Origin of the sequence: Ideonella livida (genome assembly GCF_010499455.1) — a bacterium.
In the GTDB taxonomy this organism is placed as follows: domain Bacteria; phylum Pseudomonadota; class Gammaproteobacteria; order Burkholderiales; family Burkholderiaceae_C; genus Ideonella; species Ideonella livida.
The window spans coordinates 44719-64289 of record NZ_JAAGOH010000027.1 but is presented as its reverse complement, the minus strand read 5'-3'; the positions used below and the strand labels follow the sequence as shown (position 1 = coordinate 64289).

18 protein-coding genes and 1 pseudogene are annotated in these 19571 nt (G+C 71.9%); 14 read left to right on the top strand and 5 right to left on the bottom strand.

Annotated features, from left to right (window positions below; genetic code table 11):
* The 6 genes and pseudogenes from G3A44_RS18100 to G3A44_RS18075 all read left to right on the top strand — a co-directional run.
* On the top strand, window positions 1-612 hold a 612-nt coding region (locus G3A44_RS18100; protein ID WP_203561461.1), incomplete at its 5' end, for a hypothetical protein.
* A gap of 192 nt (window positions 613-804) precedes the next feature.
* Complete coding sequence (locus tag G3A44_RS18095; protein WP_163459156.1) at window positions 805-1233, top strand: COG4315 family predicted lipoprotein; 429 nt, start codon at window positions 805-807, stop codon at window positions 1231-1233.
* A 64-nt stretch (window positions 1234-1297) separates the two neighbouring features.
* On the top strand, window positions 1298-1825 hold the full coding sequence (locus G3A44_RS18090; RefSeq protein WP_163459155.1) for a YbaK/EbsC family protein: 528 nt from the start codon (window positions 1298-1300) through the stop codon (window positions 1823-1825).
* Window positions 1822-2067: a DUF1289 domain-containing protein gene (locus tag G3A44_RS18085; protein WP_163459154.1), complete on the top strand. Its 246-nt coding sequence runs from the start codon at window positions 1822-1824 to the stop codon at window positions 2065-2067. The genes G3A44_RS18090 and G3A44_RS18085 overlap by 4 nt, the downstream gene beginning before the upstream one ends.
* Window positions 2068-2263: 196 nt before the next feature.
* Window positions 2264-3940 (top strand): annotated as a pseudogene (locus G3A44_RS18080) (MFS transporter).
* A 178-nt stretch (window positions 3941-4118) separates the two neighbouring features.
* Window positions 4119-4313: a hypothetical protein gene (locus G3A44_RS18075; protein ID WP_163459153.1), complete on the top strand. Its 195-nt coding sequence runs from the start codon at window positions 4119-4121 to the stop codon at window positions 4311-4313.
* Between the two features lie 19 nt (window positions 4314-4332).
* On the opposite strand, the gene G3A44_RS18070 is transcribed toward G3A44_RS18075, so the two are convergent.
* Window positions 4333-5415, bottom strand: a complete 1083-nt coding sequence (locus G3A44_RS18070; protein ID WP_203561460.1) for a substrate-binding domain-containing protein — start codon at window positions 5413-5415, stop codon at window positions 4333-4335.
* 134 nt (window positions 5416-5549) lie between these two features.
* On the opposite strand from G3A44_RS18070, the gene G3A44_RS18065 reads away from it, so the two are divergent.
* The 7 genes from G3A44_RS18065 to G3A44_RS18035 all read left to right on the top strand — a co-directional run bounded on the left by G3A44_RS18065 (window position 5550) and on the right by G3A44_RS18035 (window position 13130).
* Window positions 5550-6131, top strand: a complete 582-nt coding sequence (locus G3A44_RS18065) for a formate dehydrogenase subunit gamma (protein WP_163459152.1) — start codon at window positions 5550-5552, stop codon at window positions 6129-6131.
* A 3-nt stretch (window positions 6132-6134) separates the two neighbouring features.
* Complete coding sequence (locus G3A44_RS18060; protein WP_163459151.1) at window positions 6135-7799, top strand: formate dehydrogenase beta subunit; 1665 nt, start codon at window positions 6135-6137, stop codon at window positions 7797-7799.
* Between the two features lie 45 nt (window positions 7800-7844).
* Window positions 7845-10853 (top strand): formate dehydrogenase subunit alpha, encoded by a 3009-nt coding sequence (gene fdhF, locus G3A44_RS18055; protein WP_163459150.1) that lies wholly within the window; start codon window positions 7845-7847, stop codon window positions 10851-10853.
* Entirely contained in the window at window positions 10853-11728 is an 876-nt protein-coding gene (gene fdhD, locus G3A44_RS18050; RefSeq protein ID WP_163459149.1) for a formate dehydrogenase accessory sulfurtransferase FdhD, read from the top strand. The genes fdhF and fdhD overlap by 1 nt, the downstream gene beginning before the upstream one ends.
* A 34-nt stretch (window positions 11729-11762) precedes the next feature.
* Entirely contained in the window at window positions 11763-11972 is a 210-nt protein-coding gene (locus G3A44_RS18045; RefSeq protein WP_163459148.1) for a formate dehydrogenase subunit delta, read from the top strand.
* Window positions 11973-12055: 83 nt separating this feature from the next.
* The gene (locus tag G3A44_RS18040) at window positions 12056-12568 is read left to right on the top strand and encodes a hypothetical protein (RefSeq protein WP_163459147.1); all 513 of its coding nucleotides are present in this window, start codon (window positions 12056-12058) and stop codon (window positions 12566-12568) included.
* Between the two features lie 7 nt (window positions 12569-12575).
* Window positions 12576-13130, top strand: a complete 555-nt coding sequence (locus tag G3A44_RS18035) for a hypothetical protein (protein WP_163459146.1) — start codon at window positions 12576-12578, stop codon at window positions 13128-13130.
* Here the strand turns inward: G3A44_RS18035 and G3A44_RS18030 are convergent.
* Window positions 13060-14496 carry a DEAD/DEAH box helicase gene (locus G3A44_RS18030; RefSeq protein WP_163459145.1) on the bottom strand — a complete coding sequence of 479 codons (1437 nt, stop codon included), beginning with the start codon at window positions 14494-14496 and terminating at the stop codon, window positions 13060-13062. The two genes, G3A44_RS18035 and G3A44_RS18030, sit on opposite strands and share 71 nt — an antisense overlap.
* 149 nt (window positions 14497-14645) lie before the next feature.
* Between G3A44_RS18030 and G3A44_RS18025 the strand changes: the two genes are divergently transcribed.
* Window positions 14646-15416, top strand: a complete 771-nt coding sequence (locus G3A44_RS18025; protein ID WP_163459144.1) for an SDR family oxidoreductase — start codon at window positions 14646-14648, stop codon at window positions 15414-15416.
* A 36-nt stretch (window positions 15417-15452) separates the two neighbouring features.
* Here G3A44_RS18025 and G3A44_RS18020 read toward each other — a convergent pair whose 3' ends face one another.
* The 3 genes from G3A44_RS18020 to G3A44_RS18010 form a co-directional block, all read right to left on the bottom strand.
* The gene (locus tag G3A44_RS18020; RefSeq protein ID WP_163459143.1) at window positions 15453-16739 is read right to left on the bottom strand and encodes an ABC transporter substrate-binding protein; all 1287 of its coding nucleotides are present in this window, start codon (window positions 16737-16739) and stop codon (window positions 15453-15455) included.
* 554 nt (window positions 16740-17293) lie between these two features.
* On the bottom strand, window positions 17294-17950 hold the full coding sequence (locus G3A44_RS18015; RefSeq protein WP_163459142.1) for a response regulator: 657 nt from the start codon (window positions 17948-17950) through the stop codon (window positions 17294-17296).
* A complete protein-coding gene (locus tag G3A44_RS18010) occupies window positions 17947-19410 on the bottom strand; it encodes a histidine kinase (RefSeq protein ID WP_163459141.1) in 1464 nt (487 codons plus the stop codon). The genes G3A44_RS18015 and G3A44_RS18010 overlap by 4 nt, the downstream gene beginning before the upstream one ends.
* Window positions 19411-19571: the final 161 nt, after the last annotated feature.

Below are 19571 nucleotides of genomic sequence, written 5' to 3'. Positions count from 1 at the left end.
ACCCCGGCGGGCCGGCCCGGGGGCCGGCGCGCCCGCGCAGGCGGCGGCCGCGGTGGGGGCCGACCCTGGGGCGCAGGCGTGGGGGTCGCCGCCGCTGGCGGGCGGGGCCGCAGCGGGGCGGTGGTCGGGCTGGCGGCCGCCCTCGGCCTGGCCCTGGGGGTCGTCCTGGGCGCGGGTGCGTTGCGCCTGCAGCCGGCCTGGGGCGGGCTGGAGCGCCTGCACGACGGTGTGCCCGCCAGCTACATCGGCGTGCTCTCTGATGCGCAAGGCCGCGCCGCCCTGCTGGTCAGCTCCCGGCGCCAGGGGCGGCAGGTCAGCCTCAAGCTGCTGCAGCCCCTGCCCGCCGGGCAGGTGGCCCGCCTGTGGGCCCTGCCGGAGGGCGGGGGCGCGCCTTTCGTGGTGGGCGAGTTGCCCACCGGGCCGCTGCAGGTCCAGCCGGTGGGGGCGCCGGCGCTGCGGGTGCAGCTCACGCTGGACGGGCCGGCCGAGGCGCGCTTTGCCCAGGTCACCCGCCTGGCGGTGGTGGTCTCGCCACCCGGGGTGGCGGCGGCCGACGCCCCGCCGGTGGAGGCTGCCCGCGTCTGGCAGGGGCATTGCGCCAAGCTCTGGTGAAGGGGGACGGCCGGGGGCAGGGCAGGGCAGGGCAGGGCAGGGCAGGGTTGCATCTGCTTGCAATTCGGGGTGCGCGCACTGCGTCCTGCGGCGCGGGCAACGCGTAAGTGCAGACAGGTCAGGACGGCGGGCGCCGCCCGCCACCTGACCGGACCTTCCATTTCTTACCTGTCTGCCCACGAGGAGCCTCCCATGATCCGCACCCCGATCCGCACCGTCGCCCTGAGCCTGCTGCTGGCCGCCGGCCTGTCCGGCCTGAGCGCGCCCGCCCTGGCCCAGACCCAGGAGCAGGGCGGCCTGCTGCGCGATGCCGCCGGCCGCACCCTCTACACCTTCGACAAGGACGCCAACGGCGCCAGCGCCTGCTACACCGGCTGTGCCGCCGCCTGGCCGCCCTTCCTGGCCAAGGACGGCGCCAAGGCCAGCGGCCCGCTGACCCTGCACGCCCGGGAGGGCGGCGGCCAGCAATGGGGCTGGAAGGGCCAGCCGCTGTACTACTTCGCCGCCGATGCGCAGCCGGGTGACGTCAACGGTGACGGCAAGGGCGGGGTGTGGCATGTGGTCAAGCCCGGCGCCAAGGTCGGCCAGGCCCCGGCCGAGCGCAGCGGCTACAGCTATTGAGGCCCGGGCGGAGCCCCTGCGCTGCAGGCGCCCGGCGGCGGGCCGGCACAATGCGGCCGGTGTCATGACAGGAGAGTCCGCCGTGCCGTCCGAGTCCCCCGCCCCCGCCCAGGAAGTCCTGCACGAGGGCTTTGCCCAGGTCTGCCGGGTGTTGTCCGCGCTGGGTCATCCCCATGCGCCGCGATGGTTGGAGGTGCCGGCCCGCACCTGCCAGGAGGCCGCCGAGGCCCTGGGCCTGCAGACCGGCCAGATCGCCAAGAGTGTCATCTTCCGCCGCAAGGCCGATGACGTGGCGGTGCTGGTAGTCGCCTCCGGTGACCGCCGGGTCGACGAGAAGAAGGTGGCCGCCCAGGTGGGCCCCATCGGGCGGGCCGACGCCGATTTCGTCAAGGCCCGCACCGGCTTCTCCATCGGGGGCGTCTCCCCGGTGGGCCACGCCCAGCCCCCGGTCACGCTGATCGACCGCGAGCTGTTCCGGTTCGAGGAAGTCTGGGCCGCAGCCGGCCATCCCAACGGGGTCTTCCGCCTGCATCCCGCCGACCTGGAGCGCCTGACCGGCGCCCCGGTGGCCGACGTGGTCAAGCCCGAATGAGGTCGCGCACCACGGGCCGCGCCGGGGTGGCCTCGCCCTGCACCGGCGTCTGCCGCATGGCCGCGGCCGACGATCCCGCCACCGGCGCCCTGGCCGGCCTGTGCGCCGGCTGCCACCGCAGCCTCGACGAGATCGCCGGCTGGAGCCGCCTGGACGAGGCGGCCCAGCGCGCCGTGTGGGTGCAGGTGGGCCTGCGGCGGCGACAAGCCGGCCTGCCGCCGCGCGCCGACGCGCCGCGCTGAGTCCTTGCCGGGGAGGGGCAGGACTTTCCCCAATCCCCCCTCCGCATCTCATCATGCGGAATGTGACCTCCGGGTTGCGCCTGAATTTGTCAGTCTTCGTTCAGCTAGGCGTCAGAAGTCGGTCAGACGCGGCTTTGATAGTCCCGCTCATGCGTCGCCGGTGGGGCGGTGCAGGTGGACACAAGGAGACAAACACATGGCAACTGCGGCAGCAAACGCACCCATGACCAAGGAAGAGAAGAAGGTCATCTTCGCCTCTTCGCTGGGCACGGTGTTCGAGTGGTACGACTTCTATCTCTACGGCTCGCTGGCGGCGATCATCGCCAAGCAGTTCTTCTCCGGCCTGGATCCGTCCGCCGCCTTCATCTTCGCGCTGCTGGCCTTTGCCGCAGGCTTCATCGTGCGGCCCTTCGGTGCGCTGGTGTTCGGCCGCCTGGGCGACATGATCGGCCGCAAGTACACCTTCCTGGTCACCATCTTGATCATGGGCCTGTCGACCTTCATCGTCGGCATCCTGCCCACCTACGCCTCCATCGGCGTGGCCGCCCCGGTGATCTTGATCGCCCTGCGCATGCTGCAAGGCCTGGCGCTGGGCGGTGAGTACGGTGGCGCCGCCACCTACGTGGCCGAACACGCGCCGCACGGCCGCCGTGGCGCCTACACCGCCTGGATCCAGACCACCGCGACCCTGGGCCTGTTCCTGTCGCTGATGGTCATCCTGGGCACCCGGACCGCCATCGGTGAGGAAGCCTTCGCCGCCTGGGGCTGGCGCGTGCCGTTCATCGTCTCGATCCTGCTGCTGGGCATCAGCGTGTGGATCCGCCTGTCGATGAACGAATAGCCCGACTTAAAGAAGATGAAGGAGGAGGGCAAGACCTCCAAGGCCCCGCTTTCGGAGTCCTTCGGCCAGTGGAAGAACCTCAAGATCGTGATCCTGGCCCTGCTGGGTCTGGTGGCCGGTCAGGCCGTGGTGTGGTACTCGGGCCAGTTCTACGCGCTGTTCTTCCTGACCAGCGTGCTGAAGGTGGACGGCGCGACCGCCAACATCCTGGTGGCCATGTCGCTGATCATCGGCACCCCGTTCTTCGTGGTGTTCGGCTCGCTGTCTGACAAGATCGGTCGCAAGCCCATCATCATGGCCGGCCTGGCGCTGGCGGTGCTGACCTACTTCCCGCTGTTCAAGATGCTGACCGAGGCCGCCAACCCGGATCTGGCCAAGGCGCAAGCCACCGCCCAGATCGTGGTCAAGGCCGACCAGGCGACCTGCTCCTTCCAGGGCAGCCCGATTGCCCGCGAGGTGGACTTCACCAACCCCTGCGACATCGCCAAGCGCGCCCTGGCCCAGAACTCGGCCAGCTACAGCAACGAGGCCGTGCCCGCCGGCACCCCCACCGTCATCAAGGTGGGCGAGAAGGAACTGGCCGTGCCCGCTGGCGTGCTGACCGCCGGTGGCCACAAGTTCGACGAAGCCTCCGGCAAGGCCATCGCCCAGTTCAAGAAGGACGTGGCCGCCGCCCTGAAGGAAGCCGGCTATCCGGCCAAGGCCGATCCGGCCAAGCTGGACAAGGTCAAGATCGTCATGATCCTGACCATCCTGGTGATCTACGTCACCATGGTGTACGGCCCGATCGCCGCCATGCTGGTGGAGATGTTCCCGACCCGCATCCGCTACACCTCCATGTCCCTGCCGTACCACATCGGTAACGGCTGGTTCGGTGGCCTGATGCCCACCATCGCCTTCGCGATGGTGGCCCAGAACGGCAACATCTACCACGGCCTCTGGTACCCGATCATCATCGCCTCCGTCACCTTCGTGATCGGCATGATCTTCGTGCGTGAGACCAAGGACGTGGACATCTACGCCCAGGACTGAGCCTGACCGGTGGGCGGCGCCAACCCACGGGCCGCCTCCTCTCTTGTGCGCACACGGCGCCGGCCCCGGCCGGGCCCGCGCAACCCCAGGCGGCCCCGGTGGCCGCCTGGCCTTTTGATGAGGGGCCTGTGCCCCGTCTGTCCCACTTCCCCCCTTTTCTTACCCGGAGCAAGTTCCCATGTGGAAGATCGTCGTCGGCTTCATCGTCTTTGCCGCCCTGGCCCTGTACGTCATCAGCAAGGGCGGTGATTCGCTGGACATGAGTGGAGAGAAGCACGGCACCGAGAGCCATGCCCCTGCCGAGGCGGCGGCCTCGGCCACGGCGGGGGCCGCGTCTGCCGCCCCGGTAGCCGCCTCGGCCGCTTCGCAGTGAGTCCGGCCCCTGCGGGGGCTCAACCGGGTGGGGGGGGCAGCGGCTCCACCCGCCCGCAGTGCCGGGCGGCATAGCCCGGCAGCGCGTCCACCCGGGCCTGGAAGTCCGGGTCGTGCAGCACGCCCAGCAGCGCCTGCAGCGCCGGCGTGGCCAGGGACGAGGCCCGGCACAGCAGGAAGTAGCGCTCGCTGGCCAGGGGCAGGAAGTCCAGCTTGAAGTGGCGGGCCGGGGTCTCCAGGCCAAAGCCCACATCGGCCATGCCGCTGGCCACAAAGGCGGCCACCGCCGCATGGGTGAACTCCCCCTGCTCAAAGCCGGGGATGGCGCCGGCGTCCAGCCCGGCCTGGGCCAGCAGGCCCTCCAGCAGCAGCCGGGTGCCCGAGCCGGCTTGGCGGTTGATGAAACGCACCTCCGGCCGCAGCAGGTCGGCCAGCTCATAGACCTTGCGCGGGTTGCCCGGCGCCACCATCAGGCCCTGGCGGCGGGTGGCCACGTCGATCAGCCGCAGGTCCTCGTCGGCCAGCCAGCGGCCGTACCACCCGCGCGCCTGCTCGCGCAGCGCCCCTTCGGGCAGGTGGAAGCCGGCGGCGTCGCAGGCGCCGTCGTGCAGCGCGGCGGCGGCGGCGGTGCTGGTGACGTAGCGCAGCTCCACCGCCTGGCCGTTCTGCTGCAGGCGCTCCACCAGGGCCTCCACCGCAAAGCCGTGGCTGGCCTGGATGCGCAGCACCGTGGGCTGGGCCTGCACGGTGCGGCCGATCTCCACCGCCAGCTCGCTGGCCAGGGAGTCCAGCACCGGCTTGAGCCGGGCGGTGATGCGGTGGTCGGCCCACACCAGCTTCTCGCCCAGTGGCGTGAGCGTGGAGCCCTTGCCCCGCTCCATGTGGAGCAGGGTGGTGCCGAACTGCGCCTCGCCCTGGCGCACCAGGTCCCAACCGTGGCGGTAGCTCATGCCCAGGGCTTGGCAGGCCGCCAGCAGGCTGCCTTGGGCCTGGACCTGCACCAGCAGTTCCAGCACCCGCGGCGGCAGGGTGCCGCCCTCGGGCGCCTGGATGGTCCAGACCGGGCGGATGGTGATCTTCTGCATGGCGGCATCTTCGCTCATGCCTGCGCGGCGGTGGTCGGGCTCCGGGTCGTCCCTTATGCGGTGCGCAGCACATGGCAGCGCCCCGGCGCCGCATATTGATGGACCGGGCCGGGCTGCCTACAGTGCGCCCGTTCTGGAGTCCAGGAGTCCCCATGTCATCGCCCCGCCGCAGCGCCTCCGCCGTGCCGCCTTCGCCGTCCCTGCGGCCTGCCGCACCGGCCTGCCCGCCAGCCGTGCAGGCGCTGATCGAGCAGCACCGCCACATCCCCGGCGGCCTGTTGCCCCTGTTGCATGCGGTGCAGGACAGCCAGGGCCATGTGGCCCCGGATTGGGTGCCGGCCATTGCCCAGGCTTTTCAGCGCTCACGCGCCGAGGTGCACGGCGTCATCACCTACTACCACCACTTCCGCCAGCAGCCGGCCGGCCGGCATGTGGTGCAGATCTGCCAGGCCGAGGCCTGCCGCGCCTGCGGCAGCGGTGCCCTGACCGAGGCCGCCGAGCGCATCCTGGGCACCCCGCTGCACAGCACCCGCGCCGACGGTGCAGTGACCCTGGAGCCGGTGTACTGCCTGGGCCTGTGCGCCCAGTCGCCCGCCGCCCGGGTGGATGACCGCCCCGTGGCCCGCCTGACTGCTCAGCGCCTGCAGGCCCTGGCCGCCGGCTGGGGCCCGGCCCCGGCATCAGCCCCTGCTGCGGCCCCTGCCGTGGCCCCGACTTCGCCCTATGAGGCCTGAGCCATGAACGCCGCAACTCTTTCCGCTACAGCGGCCGCCAGCGTCACGGTCTACGTGCCGCGTGACTCGGCCGCCCTGGCTGCCGGCGCCGACGAGGTGGCCGCCGCCCTGCAAGCCGCCTGCGCAGCCCGCGGCCAGCCGCTGCACCTGGTGCGCAACGGCTCGCGCGGGATGCTCTGGCTGGAGCCGCTGGTTGAGGTGGCCACGCCCCACGGCCGCGTGGCCTACGGGCCGGTGGCGCCCGAGGACGTGTCTGAGCTGTTGGCTGCCCAACTGCTCGCCGGCGGCTTTGCCCCGGACGGCAGCGTGGTGGCCCACCCGCTGCGCCACGGCGTGACCGAGCAGATGCCTTACCTGGCGCTGCAGGAGCGCCTGACCTTCCGCCGCGTGGGCGTGACCGACCCGCTCAGCTTGGACGACTACGCCGCCCATGAGGGCTGGGTGGGCCTGCGCCGCGCGCTGACGCTGGACACCGCCGCGCTGCTGCACGAGGTCACCCACTCCGGCCTGCGCGGCCGCGGCGGTGCGGCCTTTCCGGCGGGCATCAAGTGGAAGACGGTGGCCCATGCCCAGGCCGCGCAGAAGTACATCGTCTGCAACGCCGACGAGGGTGACAGCGGCACCTTTGCCGACCGCATGGTCATGGAGGGCGACCCCTACGGCCTGATCGAGGGCATGGCCATCGCCGGCCTCACCGTGGGCGCCACGCAGGGCTATGTGTACATCCGCAGCGAGTACCCCGAGGCGGTGGACGTGATGCAGCAGGCCATTGCCCGCGCCACGGCCGCCGGCTTCCTGGGCGACAGCGTGCTGGGCAGCGGCCGGGCCTTCCACCTGCAGGTGCGCAAGGCGGCGGGCGCCTATGTGTGCGGTGAAGAAACCGCCATGCTGGAGAGCCTCGAGGGCAAGCGCGGCATCGTGCGCGCCAAGCCGCCGCTGCCCGCGCTGCAGGGCCTGTTCGGCCAGCCCACGGTCATCCACAACGTGCTCACGCTGGCGGCGGTGCCCACGATCTTGGCGCGTGGCGCGCAGTTCTACCGCGACTACGGCGTGGGCCGCTCCCACGGCACGCTGCCCTTCCAGCTGGCCGGCAACATCCGCCAGGGTGGCCTGGTGGAAAAGGCCTTTGGCCTGACGCTGCGCGAGCTGATCTACGGTTTTGGCGGTGGCACCCGCAGCGGCCGGCCGGTCAAGGCGGTGCAGGTGGGCGGCCCGCTGGGCGCCTATGTGCCCGAGTCGCAGTGGGATGTGCCGCTGGACTACGAGGCCTACGCCGCCATGGGCGCGGTGCTGGGCCACGGCGGCATCGTGGTGCATGACGACACGGCCGACCTGGCCGCGCTGGCCCGCTACGCTTTTGAGTTCTGCGCGCTGGAGAGCTGCGGCAAGTGCACACCCTGCCGCATCGGCTCCACCCGGGGTGTGGAGGTGGTGGACCGCATCACCGCCAACCAAGGCGAGGTCAAGGCCCAGCAGGTGGTGCTGCTGCGCGAGCTGTGCGACACCATGCTCTCGGCCAGCCTGTGCGCCATGGGCGGCATGACACCCTACCCGGTGCTCTCGGCGCTGAACCACTATCCGCAAGACTTTGGGCTGGCGGCGCCGGCCGCAGCGACGGCGGCGACCTCGACCGCCTCGGCGTCCACCTCCGCCTCCGCCTCCGCTTGAGCGCGGGCCCCCCCCCGAATCGACGCCTCCACCGGAGATTTCCCCATGAGCTGCGCCTCCCACTCCGCGCTGAAGTCAGCCACGCCCACGCCCACCCCCGCTGCGCCCCGCGCCGGCTGCGGCAGCGGCACCTGTGGTTGCGGCAGTGCCGCGCTGGCCGGCCTGCAGGCCACCGTGCCGCTGCGTGACCTGGATTTCGGCACCCCGGCGCGTGACGGCGCGGCGGTGTCCCTCACCATCGACGGTCGGGCCGTGCAGGTGCCGGCCGGCAGCTCGGTGATGCGCGCCGCCGCCGAGGCCGGTGTGCAGGTGCCCAAGCTCTGCGCCACCGACAGCCTGGAGCCCTTTGGCTCCTGCCGCCTGTGCCTGGTGGAGATCGACGGCCGCCGCGGCACCCCCGCCAGCTGCACCACCCCGGTGGAGGCCGGCATGGTGGTGCACACCCAGACCCCGCGCCTGCAGAAGCTGCGCCAGGGCGTGATGGAGCTCTACATCTCTGACCACCCGCTGGACTGCCTGACCTGCAGCGCCAACGGCAACTGCGAGCTGCAGACCCAGGCCGGCGTGGTGGGCCTGCGCAACGTGAGGTATGGCGTGGGCGGCCAGACCGTGGCCGGCGTGGCCGGTGCCCACCACTGCGATGCGCAGGCGGACACCTCCAACCCCTACTTCAGCTACGACCCGTCCAAGTGCATCGTCTGCAACCGCTGCGTACGGGCCTGCGAAGAGGTGCAGGGCACGTTTGCGCTCACCATCTCGGGCCGGGGTTTCGAGAGCCGCGTCACCGCCGGCCAGGGCGACAGCTTCATGGACAGCGACTGCGTGAGCTGCGGTGCCTGCGTGCAGGCCTGCCCCACCGCCACGTTGCAGGAGAAGTCGGTCATCGAGCTGGGCCAACCCGAGCACGCCGTGGTCACCACCTGCGCCTACTGCGGTGTGGGCTGCGGCTTCAAGGCGGAAATGAAGGGGAACACGGTCGTCCGCATGGTGCCCTGGAAGGACGGCAAGGCCAACGAGGGCCACAGCTGCATCAAGGGCCGCTTCGCCTGGGGCTACGCTACCCACGCTGACCGCATCACCCAGCCCATGGTGCGCGAGAAGATCACCGACCCGTGGCGCGCGGTGAGCTGGGACGAGGCCATCGGCTTTGCCGCCCAGCGCTTCCAGGCCATCCAGGCGCAACACGGCCGCGACGCCGTGGGTGGCATCACCTCCAGCCGCTGCACCAACGAAGAGGTGTACCTGGTGCAGAAGCTGATCCGCGCCGCGTTTGGCACCAACAACGTGGACACCTGCGCCCGCGTCTGCCACTCGCCCACCGGTTACGGCATGGGCCAGACCTTCGGCACCTCGGCCGGCACGCAGACCTTTGCCAGCGTGGCGCAGGCCGACGTGATCGTGGTGATTGGCGCCAACCCCAGCGACGCGCACCCCGTGTTCGCCAGCCGCATGAAGCGGCGCATCCGGCAAGGCGCCCGCCTGGTGGTGATTGACCCGCGCCGCACCGAGCTGGTGGACTCACCGCATGTGCGTGCCGACCACCACCTGGCCCTGCTGCCGGGCACCAACGTGGCCGTCATCACCGCCATGGCCCATGTGGTGGTCACGGAAGGGCTGGTGAACGAAGCCTATGTGGCCGAGCGCTGCGACACCCCCAGCTTCCAGGCCTGGCGCGAATTTGTCGCCCGGCCCGAGAACTCGCCCGAGGCCTTCGAGGCCGTCACCGGCGTGCCGGCCGCCGAGTTGCGCGCCGCCGCGCGCCTGTACGCCAGCGGCCCCAACTCGGCCATCTACTACGGCCTGGGCGTGACCGAGCATGCGCAGGGCAGCACCATGGTCATCGGCATCTGCAACCTGGCCATGGCCTGCGGCATGGTGGGCCGCGAGGGCGTGGGCGTGAACCCGCTGCGCGGCCAGAACAATGTGCAGGGCAGCTGCGACATGGGCAGCTTCCCGCATGAGCTGCCGGGCTACCGCCACATCTCCGACGCCGCGGTGCGCGGCAGCTTCGAGGCCGCCTGGGGCGTGAGCCTGAGCGCTGAGCCCGGCCTGCGCATCCCCAACATGTTCGAGGCCGCGCTGGCCGGCCAGTTCAAGGGCCTGTACTGCGTGGGCGAGGACATCGCCCAGAGTGACCCCAACACCCAGCATGTGGCCGCGGCCCTCTCGGCCATGGACTGCATCGTGGTGCAAGACCTCTTCCTCAACGAGACCGCCAAGTTTGCCCATGTGCTGCTGCCCGGCAGCAGTTTCCTGGAGAAGGACGGCACCTTCACCAACGCCGAGCGCCGCATCAGCCGCGTGCGCCAGGTGATGCCGCCGCTGGCCGGCCTGGGCGACTGGGAGGTGACGATGAAGCTCAGCCAGGCCCTGGGCTACCCCATGCACTACGCCCACCCCGAGCAGATCATGCAAGAGATCGCGGCGCTCACGCCCAGCTTTGCCGGGGTGAGCTACGCCAAGATCGAGCGCCTGGGCAGCGTGCAGTGGCCCTGCAACGACAGCACCGACGAGGCCGGCACCGCCATGATGCATGTGGGCGGCTTTGTGCGCGGCAAGGGTCGCTTCTTCAACACCCAGTACGTGCCCAGCGACGAGCGGGTGAACGCGCGCTTCCCGCTGCTGCTGACCACCGGCCGCATCCTCAGCCAGTACAACGTGGGCGCCCAGACCCGCCGCACCGCCAACAGCCAGTGGCATGCCGAGGACGTGCTGGAGATCCACCCGCACGACGCCCAGGAGCGTGGCCTGCTGGATGGCGACTGGGCCGGCATCAGCAGCCGCGCCGGCCAGACCGTGCTGCGTGTGGTGGTGAGCGAGCGCATGCAGCCCGGCGTGGTCTGGACCACCTTCCACTTCCCCGAGAGTGGCGCCAACGTCATCACCACCGACTCCTCCGACTGGGCCACCAACTGCCCCGAGTACAAGGTGACGGCGGTGCAGGTGGCCAAGGTGATGGCGCCCTCGGCCTGGCAGCAGGCCTTTGCCGACACCCACCGCCGCCAGCTGGACCTGCTGGCCCAGGCGCGGGGCCTGGCCCCGGCGGGGGCCTGATGCGGCCCGTGCCGGAAGGCCCCGTGGTGGCGGCTGCAGGGGACACCGCACCGCCCACCGCCCGCGCCGCCACGCCGGTGGCCTGGCGGCAGGGCCGTGCCGTGGCCCAGCCTGACTGGCTGGCCGAGGAGCGCCCGGTGGCTCTGGTGTTCAACGGCCTGAGCCATGCGGTGATGATGGCCAGCCCGGCCGATCTGGAAGACTTTGCCCTGGGTTTTGCTTTCACCGAGGGCCTGATCGAGCAGCCCGCCCAGCTGTATGGCTGCGAAGTGCAGGACACGCCCGCCGGGCTGGAACTGCAGCTGGACGTGGCCAGCCGCGCCTTCGAGGCGCTCAAGGCCCGCCGCCGCACCCTGGCCGGGCGCACCGGCTGCGGCCTGTGCGGCACCGACAGCCTGGACCAGGTGGGCCTGCCCCTGCCCGCCGTGGCGCCGGTGCGGGTGGCGCCCGCCGCCCCCGCCCGGGCGCAGCGCGAGCTGCGCGCCCACCAGCACCTGCAGCAGCGCACCGGCGCCTGTCACGCCGCTGCTTGGTGCGGGCTGGACGGCGCGGTGCTGTGTGTGCGTGAAGACGTGGGCCGCCACAACGCGCTGGACAAGCTCATCGGTGCCCTGCTGCGCCAGCCGGGCGGGTTTGGGCCTGCGCAGGCGGCGCAGGGTTTCATCGCCATCACCAGCCGCGCCAGCTTTGAGATGGTGCAGAAAACCGCCCGCGCCGGCGTGGGCCTGCTGGCCGCCGTGTCGGCGCCCACCGCGCTGGCGGTGGACACCGCCCGGACCGCCGGGCTGGCGCTGGCCGGCTTTGTGCGCGGCGATGACTTTGTGGCCTACACCGGGGCCGAACGCTTTGGCCTGCCCGGCGCGGCCGCTTCCTGAACCACCCACCGGACCCTTCACCGGACGATCTCGCATGGACACCGACAACCTGGTCCAGATGGCCAACCGCATCGCGCAGTTCTTTGAGGCCATGCCCGACCGCGCAGAGGCCCGCAGCGGCGTGGCCCAGCACATCGAGCGCTTCTGGGCGCCGCGCATGCGCCAGGCGCTGGCGGCGCACCTGGCGGCCGGCGGCCAGGGCCTGCATCCGCTGGTGCTGGAGGCCCTGGCGCACCCCGTCTGACCGGTGGCGCCTGCGGGCTTGACGGCAAGTACCGCCAAATTAGGGGGTGGCAAAATGCCGACTTCCTGCTCGATCCGGCCTTCATGACCCGTCGCTGCATCCTCCATGTCGGTCTGCACAAGACCGGCAGCTCCTCCATCCAGGAGACGCTCTACCGCAACGCCAGCCTGCGTGGTGCGCACTACCTGGACCTGGGAGAGGCCAACGCAAGCGGCATGGTCAAGCTCCTGTTCGGCGGGGCGGAACAGGCTTCCCAAACGCCCTTGGCCCGCCAGCAAGGGGATGAGGCCGCCCGGGACCTGGCCCGCAAGCGGTTGGATCGTGCCCTGGCTGAGGTGGGGCCGGCCGACACCGTGATCTTCTCCGCAGAAGCCCTGTCGCGGCTTTCCATCCACGGCCTGCAGGCCTTGCAGGCGGCGCTGGCGCCTCAGTTCCAGTCGATCGAGGTGGTGGGGTATGTCCGCGACATGCCGGGCTTCATGGCCAGCGCCTTCCAACAGCGGGTCAAGGGGGGGCACCGGCCATTTCGCCCCGCGCCTGCTCTATCCGCATTACCGCGCCCATCTGGAGAAGCTCGACCAGGTGTTCGGGCGTGAGAAGGTCTTGCTCTGGCCCTTTGACCCGGCGGCCATGCCCGAGGGCTGCGTGGTGCGTGACTTCTGCCAGCGCCTGGGGCTCGAATTGGAGGCGTCCACGATCCGTCGGGTGAACCAGGGCATGCGCCGTGATGCCTTGTGTCTGCTCTACCTGGACCGCAAGTTCAACCGACAGCGCAAAGAGGCCGGCTGGCGGCGTGCCGACGCCGCCCTGCAGCGGTTGCCGGGGGATAAGGTCGTTTGGGCCGACACCGTGCTGGACGAGAAGCGGCGGCGTTATCGCGCCGATCTGGATTGGGCCTGCGCCCGCTTGGGGGCGGATCTGTCAGGCGTGGGCCCGGCGCGGCCCGGCGGCCTGGCGCGGGAGCCGGATCTGTGGAGCCCCTCACCTTCCGCCGTGGCGGCGCTGGCCGAGTGGACCGGGCGGGCCCCGCCGGCCCCCATGGCGGCGCCCCGCCCGGCAGAAGACCTTGAGGTGGTCGAGGAGGCTGCTACGGGCGCGACCGCGGGCGAGCGGACTTCGCCGCTGAAGCGCCTGGCCCGGTGGTGGTCGTGGCGGTGACGGGGGCCGAAGCCGCTGCCGCCGCCGCGGCCTGCCTGAGCTTGTCTTTCTTGCTGGGGCGCCGGCCTTTGACGCCGCCGTTCGGATCCAGGCCGGTGCCTGCCGGGGCCAGGGGGGCGCCATCCTCGTCCCGTGCGGCCGGTGTGGGCTCGAAGCCGGGCACCACCTCACGGGGCAGGCGCAGGCCCTGACGCTTTTCGATCAGGCGAAAGTGCGCCTCAGACTCCGGGGGCACCAGGCTCACCGCCTCGCCGCGGGCGCCCGCCCGCCCGGTGCGGCCGATGCGGTGCTGGTGGTCCTGGGCCGAGCGCGGCAGGTCGTAGTTGACCACCAGGGGCAGGGCGTCGATGTGCAGGCCGCGGGCGGCCAAGTCGGTGGCCACCACCACCTGCAGGCGGCCCTGGCGCAGGGCGTCCAGGGTGTCGTGGCGGCTGCCCTGGCTGAGCCCGCCGTGCAGGGCCTCGGCCTTCAGGCCGTGCTGACGCAGCTTGGTGGCCACATGCTCGGCGCCGTGCTGGCTGGCCACGAAGACCAGGGCACGGCCATCGCCCGGGGCGCCCTCTGCCGGGGCGGCCTGTTCGGCCAGCAGGTGGCGCAGCAGGGCGGTCCGGCGGGCGGTGTCCACCGTCAGGGCGCGCTGGCGGATGTCCGGACGCGACTGCGCCGGGCTCAACCGCACGTTCAGCGGGGTCTGCAGCTGGGCCTGGGCCAGGGCCTGCACGTCGGCAGGCCAGGTGGCCGAGCACAGCAGCGTCTGGCGGCCGCGGCTGCCCGGCGTGGCCGGGCCGCGGGGCAGCAGGGCCAGCACCGCCTGCAGCTCCTCGGCAAAGTCGGCGTCCAGCAGGCGGTCGGCCTCGTCCAGCACCAGCAGGTCCACCTCGTCCAGGTGCAGGGCGTTGTGGCGCACCAGGTCCAGCAGGCGTCCAGGGGTGGCCACCACGATGTCGGCGCCACCGCGCAGCGCCATGAGCTGTGGATTGATCGAGACGCCGCCAAAGCCCACGGCCACCTTCAGCAGGCCCGGCAGGCCGTGGGAGAGCTCGCGCAGCAGGCTGGCGACCTGGCCCACCAGCTCACGGGTGGGCACCACCACCAGGGCGCGCACCGGGCGCGGCGTGCGTGGGCGGCCCTGCAGCCAGTGCTGCAACAGGGGCAGGGCATAGGCGGCGGTCTTGCCAGCGCCGGTGGGGGCTTGCAGCAGCACGTCCTGGCCGGCCAGCAGCGCGGGGATGACCGCCTGCTGGGCGGGGGTGGGATGGTTCAGGTTCAGCGCCCGGGCGGCCTGCACCAGGGCCGGGCGGAGGCCCAGGCTGTCGAAGGTGGGGGCAGCGGCGGGGGCGGCGGTGGCGGCAGTCGGTTCGGGCATGGGGTCGGCAGTGTAGGCGGCCGGTCCGGCGCGGCGGTGGCGGTGCGGTCGTCCCGCGGCGGCGGGCGTGGCAGACTGCCGCCGCGGATGCGCCCCGGCACCGGCCGGGTCCATGGCGTCCTATCCCTCTACCCCACCGCCTGCCTGACATGACCGTGACCCCCGTCTCTTCCCCCGCCCGCATCGCCCTGGTGACGGGCGCCAGCGCCGGCATCGGCCTGGCCTGCGCCCACGCCCTGCTGGCCGATGGCTGGACGGTGGTGTTCAACGGCCGCAGCGCCGAGCGGCTGCAGGCCGCCATCGAGGCCAGCCCGGCCCCCGGGCGGGCGTTGGCCGTGGCGGCGGATGTGGCCGATCCGGCGCAGGTGGCCGCGCTGTTCGCCACGGTGCGCGAGCGCTTCGGGCGGCTGGACTTCCTGTTCAACAACGCCGGGGTCTTCACCGCCGGGGCAGCGCCCGACGAGCTGACGGTGGAGGCCTGGCGCCGCATGGTCGACGTCAACCTCCACGGTGCCTTCTATTGCCTGCGCGAGGCCTTTGCCCTGATGAAGGCCCAGGCGCCGCGCGGCGGGCGCATCCTCAACAATGGCTCGATCTCGGCCCACGTGCCCCGGCCCAACTCGGTGGCCTACACCAGCACCAAGCACGCCATCACGGGCTTGACCCGCTCGGGTGCGCTGGACGGGCGGGCTTTTGACATCGCGGTCGGTCAGATCGACATCGGCAACGCCGCCACCGACATGACCACCGCCATGGCCAAGGGCATGCTGCAGGCCGACGGCACGCTGCGTGAGGAGGCCCGCATGGACGTGCAGGCCGTTGCCGACATGGTGGTGCAGATCGCCCGCCTGCCGCTGGCGGCCAATGTGCTGTTCACCACCGTCATGGCCACCGGCATGCCTTACGTGGGCCGGGGCTGAGGCCGGCGCGGGCGCGGTGCCGCCCGCGGATGCCGTTCACTTCTGCTTGCGCTGGATGACGGCGGCCTTGCGGGCGTCGTCGGGGTACACATAGGCCAGCTGGCCCTTCTTCCACTGCGCCAGCCAGATCATGTTGCCGGAGAAGGCGTCGTGGTCCTCGTCGGAGAAGGGCTTGGCGTGGGTGGTCACCACGCCGGTGTAGGCCCGCTGCAGGTTCTCCAGCGCCTTCTTCAGGGCCGGGCCGCTCTCGCCGCGGGCCTGGAAGTAGGCGCGCATGGTCAGGTGCAACGCGTCATAGGTCTGGGCGGCGGCCATGAGCGAGGCGATGGGCGTGTCGCCGGCATGGCGCTTGAGGCGGGCGATGAAGCTCATGCGCCGTTCGTTGTTCAGGTCGGGCACGATGGACTGCACCGTCATGGCGCCCTCGGCCGCGCCGCCGGACTTGTCCCAGACGGTGCGGAAGGACATGGGCCAGGGGCCTAGCACCAGCCCGGTGTACTTGGCAGCGGCACGTGAGGCGTTGAGCACCGCCAGCTCCGGCCCCACGCTGTAGGCGATCACGGCCTCGGCCCCGGCGGCCTGGGCCTCGCGCAGTTCGTTGGCCAGGCTGCTCACGCCCAGGTCAAAGCGGCTGATCTGCACGGCTTCCACGCCCTTTTCGGCCAGGAAGCGCTTGAGGTCGTTCAGTCCGCCCTCGCCGTAGCCGGTGGTGTCGGCGAACAGGGCGATCTTCTTGAGGCCGCGGCGCACCACCACCTCTTCCACCAGAAAGGCGGCCTGGATCTGGTCGCGCGGTGAGGTGCGGAAGATGTAGCTGTCCTTGGCCGGGTATTTGGCGGTGATGGCGGTGCCGGTGGCCACCGGCACCACCAGCACATGCTGCTGTTCCTGGAACACGTCCAGCGACTTCATGGCCACGCCGGTGTTGCAGTAGCCCAGGGTGAAGGCCACCGGCTCCTTGCGCACCAGTTCCTCGGCGGCGGCGCGGCCCAGGTCCGGCGTGGCCTTGTCGTCACGCACCACCAGCTCGATGGGGCGACCGAGGAAGCCGCCCACCTCGTTGATTTCCTTGAGCGCCAACTCCGCGCCCAGCCGGGCGCTGTTGCCAAAGTCGCCCGAGCCGCCGCTGAGCGGACAGATGAAGCCCACCCGCACCGGCTTGGCGCCCGGGCTCAGCACCGGCAGCGGGGCCGGGGCCGGGTCGGCCGCCCAGGCGGCGCTGAGGCCGGCACCGGCCAGCAAGGCGGCGGCCAGCAGGCCGCGGCGACGGCGCGGGCAGGTGCCGGCGGCAGGGGGGATGGGGCGGGCGGCGTGGGGCGTCATGACGGTCTCCAGGGCGAGTCCGCCGCAGCTGCGGCGGTGTCATTTTTGGGTAGGTCGCACAGCCTAGGCGCGACCGCCTGAACGTCAGCTTGAAACATGTGACTGCGCTGCAGCCCCTGGGGAAAGTCCCAGGCCGCGCCGGCGGTCCCCCGGCGGGCGCTTGGGGCGGGTTGTGTGCAGTGTGTGGACAAGCTGGGGGCTGAAACTGACCGAGGCGGCCAACTCAGGTTCGGGACCGCTGGGGCTGTCCACGCCGTCTGTGGGCAATGCTGTGGAAATTATGGTGAAGGATTGCGCAAGTGACTGTTTTGAAAGGTTCGGCCTTTGGCTGCCTGTAAAAGGGGCAATGACGGGGCCGGACACCTGCCGCAGGCGCCGATCCGGGAGCTGAAAGGGGCCCCGTGGCGCTTGTCAAGTGGATAACTCGGGCCGGTTGGGCAGACCCGGACCGCGGGTGGGACGGGCCGTGGGCAAGGGGCCGCCACGCAGGCCCAGGTGGCGGTTACACCTGGGGCAGGCGCTGCCGGTGCCGTGCGCCTTGCCGGCGCCCGGGTTCAGGCCTCGATCACGCCCCAGCGCAGGGCCAGCAGGGTCAGTTCGGCCTGGTTGCCGGCGCCCAGCTTTTGCTTGATGTTGTAGAGGTGGGTGCCCACCGTGCTGGGTGAGAGGTGCAGCTGGGCGGCGATCTCCTGGACGCTGCGGCCCCGGGCCAGGCGGGTGAAGACCTCGAACTCGCGTTCGGACAGGGCGTCGAAGGGGCTGTCGGAGCCGTCGATCTGCGACAGGGCCAGGGCCTGTGCGGTCTGCGGGTCCAGGTAGCGGCGGCCGGCGGCCACGGCCCGCACCGCCTCGGGCAGGGTCTCGGGGGCGGCGCGCTTGCTCAGGTAGCCCAGGGCGCCGGCGTTGAGGGCGCGACGCGGGTGGGCGGTGTCCTCGTGGGCGGAGAGCACCAGCACCGGCGGGGCCTCGTCGCGGGCCCGCAGGCGGCGCAGGGTCTCCAGCCCGCCCAGGCCGGGCATGGACAGGTCCATCACCACCACGTCGCAGCCGGTCTCGGGCAGCAGCCGCAGCAGCGCCTCGCCGTCGGCGGCTTCGGCCACCACCTTCAGGTCCGGGCTGGACGATTCCAGCAGCATGCGAAAGCCCATGCGCACGATGGCGTGGTCGTCCACCAGGACAAGGCGCAAGGGCTGGGAGGTGTCAGGGCTCATGGGGCGGTGGCGTCGGGGCTGGGGGAGGCGGGCAGCGGTGCTGCGGGGGGCGGGGGGCGCAGGGGCCAGCTGTCGGCGGGCCACTGGGCGCAGACGCGGCTGCCCAGGTCGGGCCGGCGTGCGGCCTCGAACCGGCCGCCCAGGCCCGTTACCCGTTCGCGCAGGCCGGTCAGCCCGAAGCGCGCCGGGCGCTGGTCGGGCTCGGGCAGCCCGCAGCCGTTGTCGTCCACCCGCAGTTCCAGGGTGCGGTCCGGGTGCAGGATCAGCGCCAGGCCGATGCGGCTGGCGCCGCTGTGCTTGAGGGCGTTGTTGATCGCCTCCTGCGCCACCCGGTAAGCGGCCAGCGCCACCTGCGGCTCCACCGGGCCGGGCAGCTCGGCCAGGTCGGTGTGCCACTGCAGTTGGCGGTGCCGCACGCCCAGGCCGGCCACCAGGTCGGCCAGGGCGTCGGGCAGGCCCAGCGGGTCCAGGGTGAGCGGGGTCAGGCGGGGGATCAGCCCGTGCATGGCGTCGTAAAGCCGGGCGGCTTCCTGGTCGATGAGGCGGGCGGCCTCGCGGGCGGTGGGGTCGGTGTCAGGCAGGCGGGCCAGCAGCGAGCGTGCCAGGCTGCGCATGGCGGTGACCGACTGGCCCAGCTCGTCGTGCAGCTCGCGGGCGATCTCCTTGCGCTCGGCTTCCAGCCGGGCCTGCACGCGCAGGGCCCAGTCGCGGCTCTCGGCCAGCGCCCGCTCGGCTTGGTAGGCGCGCATGCGCTCGGCAATTTCCCCCTCGATGGCCTGGCCCAGGCGGTTGACGGCCTCGCCGATGAGCTGCGCCTCGCGGCCGGGCAGGGGCGGCAGCTGGGTGGCAAAGCGGCCCTGCTCCAGCGCGCCCAGTGCCTGGCTGATCTGGCCGAAGGGCCGCACCGCGCGGGAGACGGCGGCGGCGGCCACCAGGCCGGTCACCGCCAGCATGGCCGCGGCCACGCCGGCCAGGGTCAGCAGCTCGTCCCAGCCGTCGAGCACGGCGCGCGAGGCGTCGGCTTCGATCAGCAGCTGGCCGTCGGCCACCTGGATGAGCTGGCGTTGGGGGGGCGGGGAGACCAGGGCCACGAACCAGGCGGGCGCCTCCCGTCCGGCCTTGTAGGTGGGGGCGGGCGAGCGGTAGCGCTCCCGGCCCTGGGCATCGGTGAAGCGGATGTCGTTGGCCCGCACCCGACCCAACTGCTCCAGGAAGCTGATCATGGCCTCCGGGCCGCCTCGGTTGAGGATCCAGCTGGCGCGCTCCAGCAACTGGCCGGCCACGCGGTTGGCGGCCACGATCTCCTCATGCACGCCAGAGCGGGTGGCTTGTATGCGCAGGCCGGCCAGGGCGGCGGTGAACAGCAGCATCAGCATCAGCAGCAGGCCGTTGAGCTGCCAGCGCAAGCCCAGGGGGCGGGGGCGGGGGCGCAAAAGGGCGCCGAACCAGGGGCGGGACATCCCGGCATTGTCCGCAGGCCGGTGGGCGCCGGGCGGCCCGGCGCGGGGGGATTCATGATTTTCATGAGCCCCAGTTCCAGATACGCCGGCTGTTGGGGCGGGCCTGTGGGGTCCACACTTCGTCATCGGTGCTGCCTCTGGCACTGTTCCAACGGAAGGAG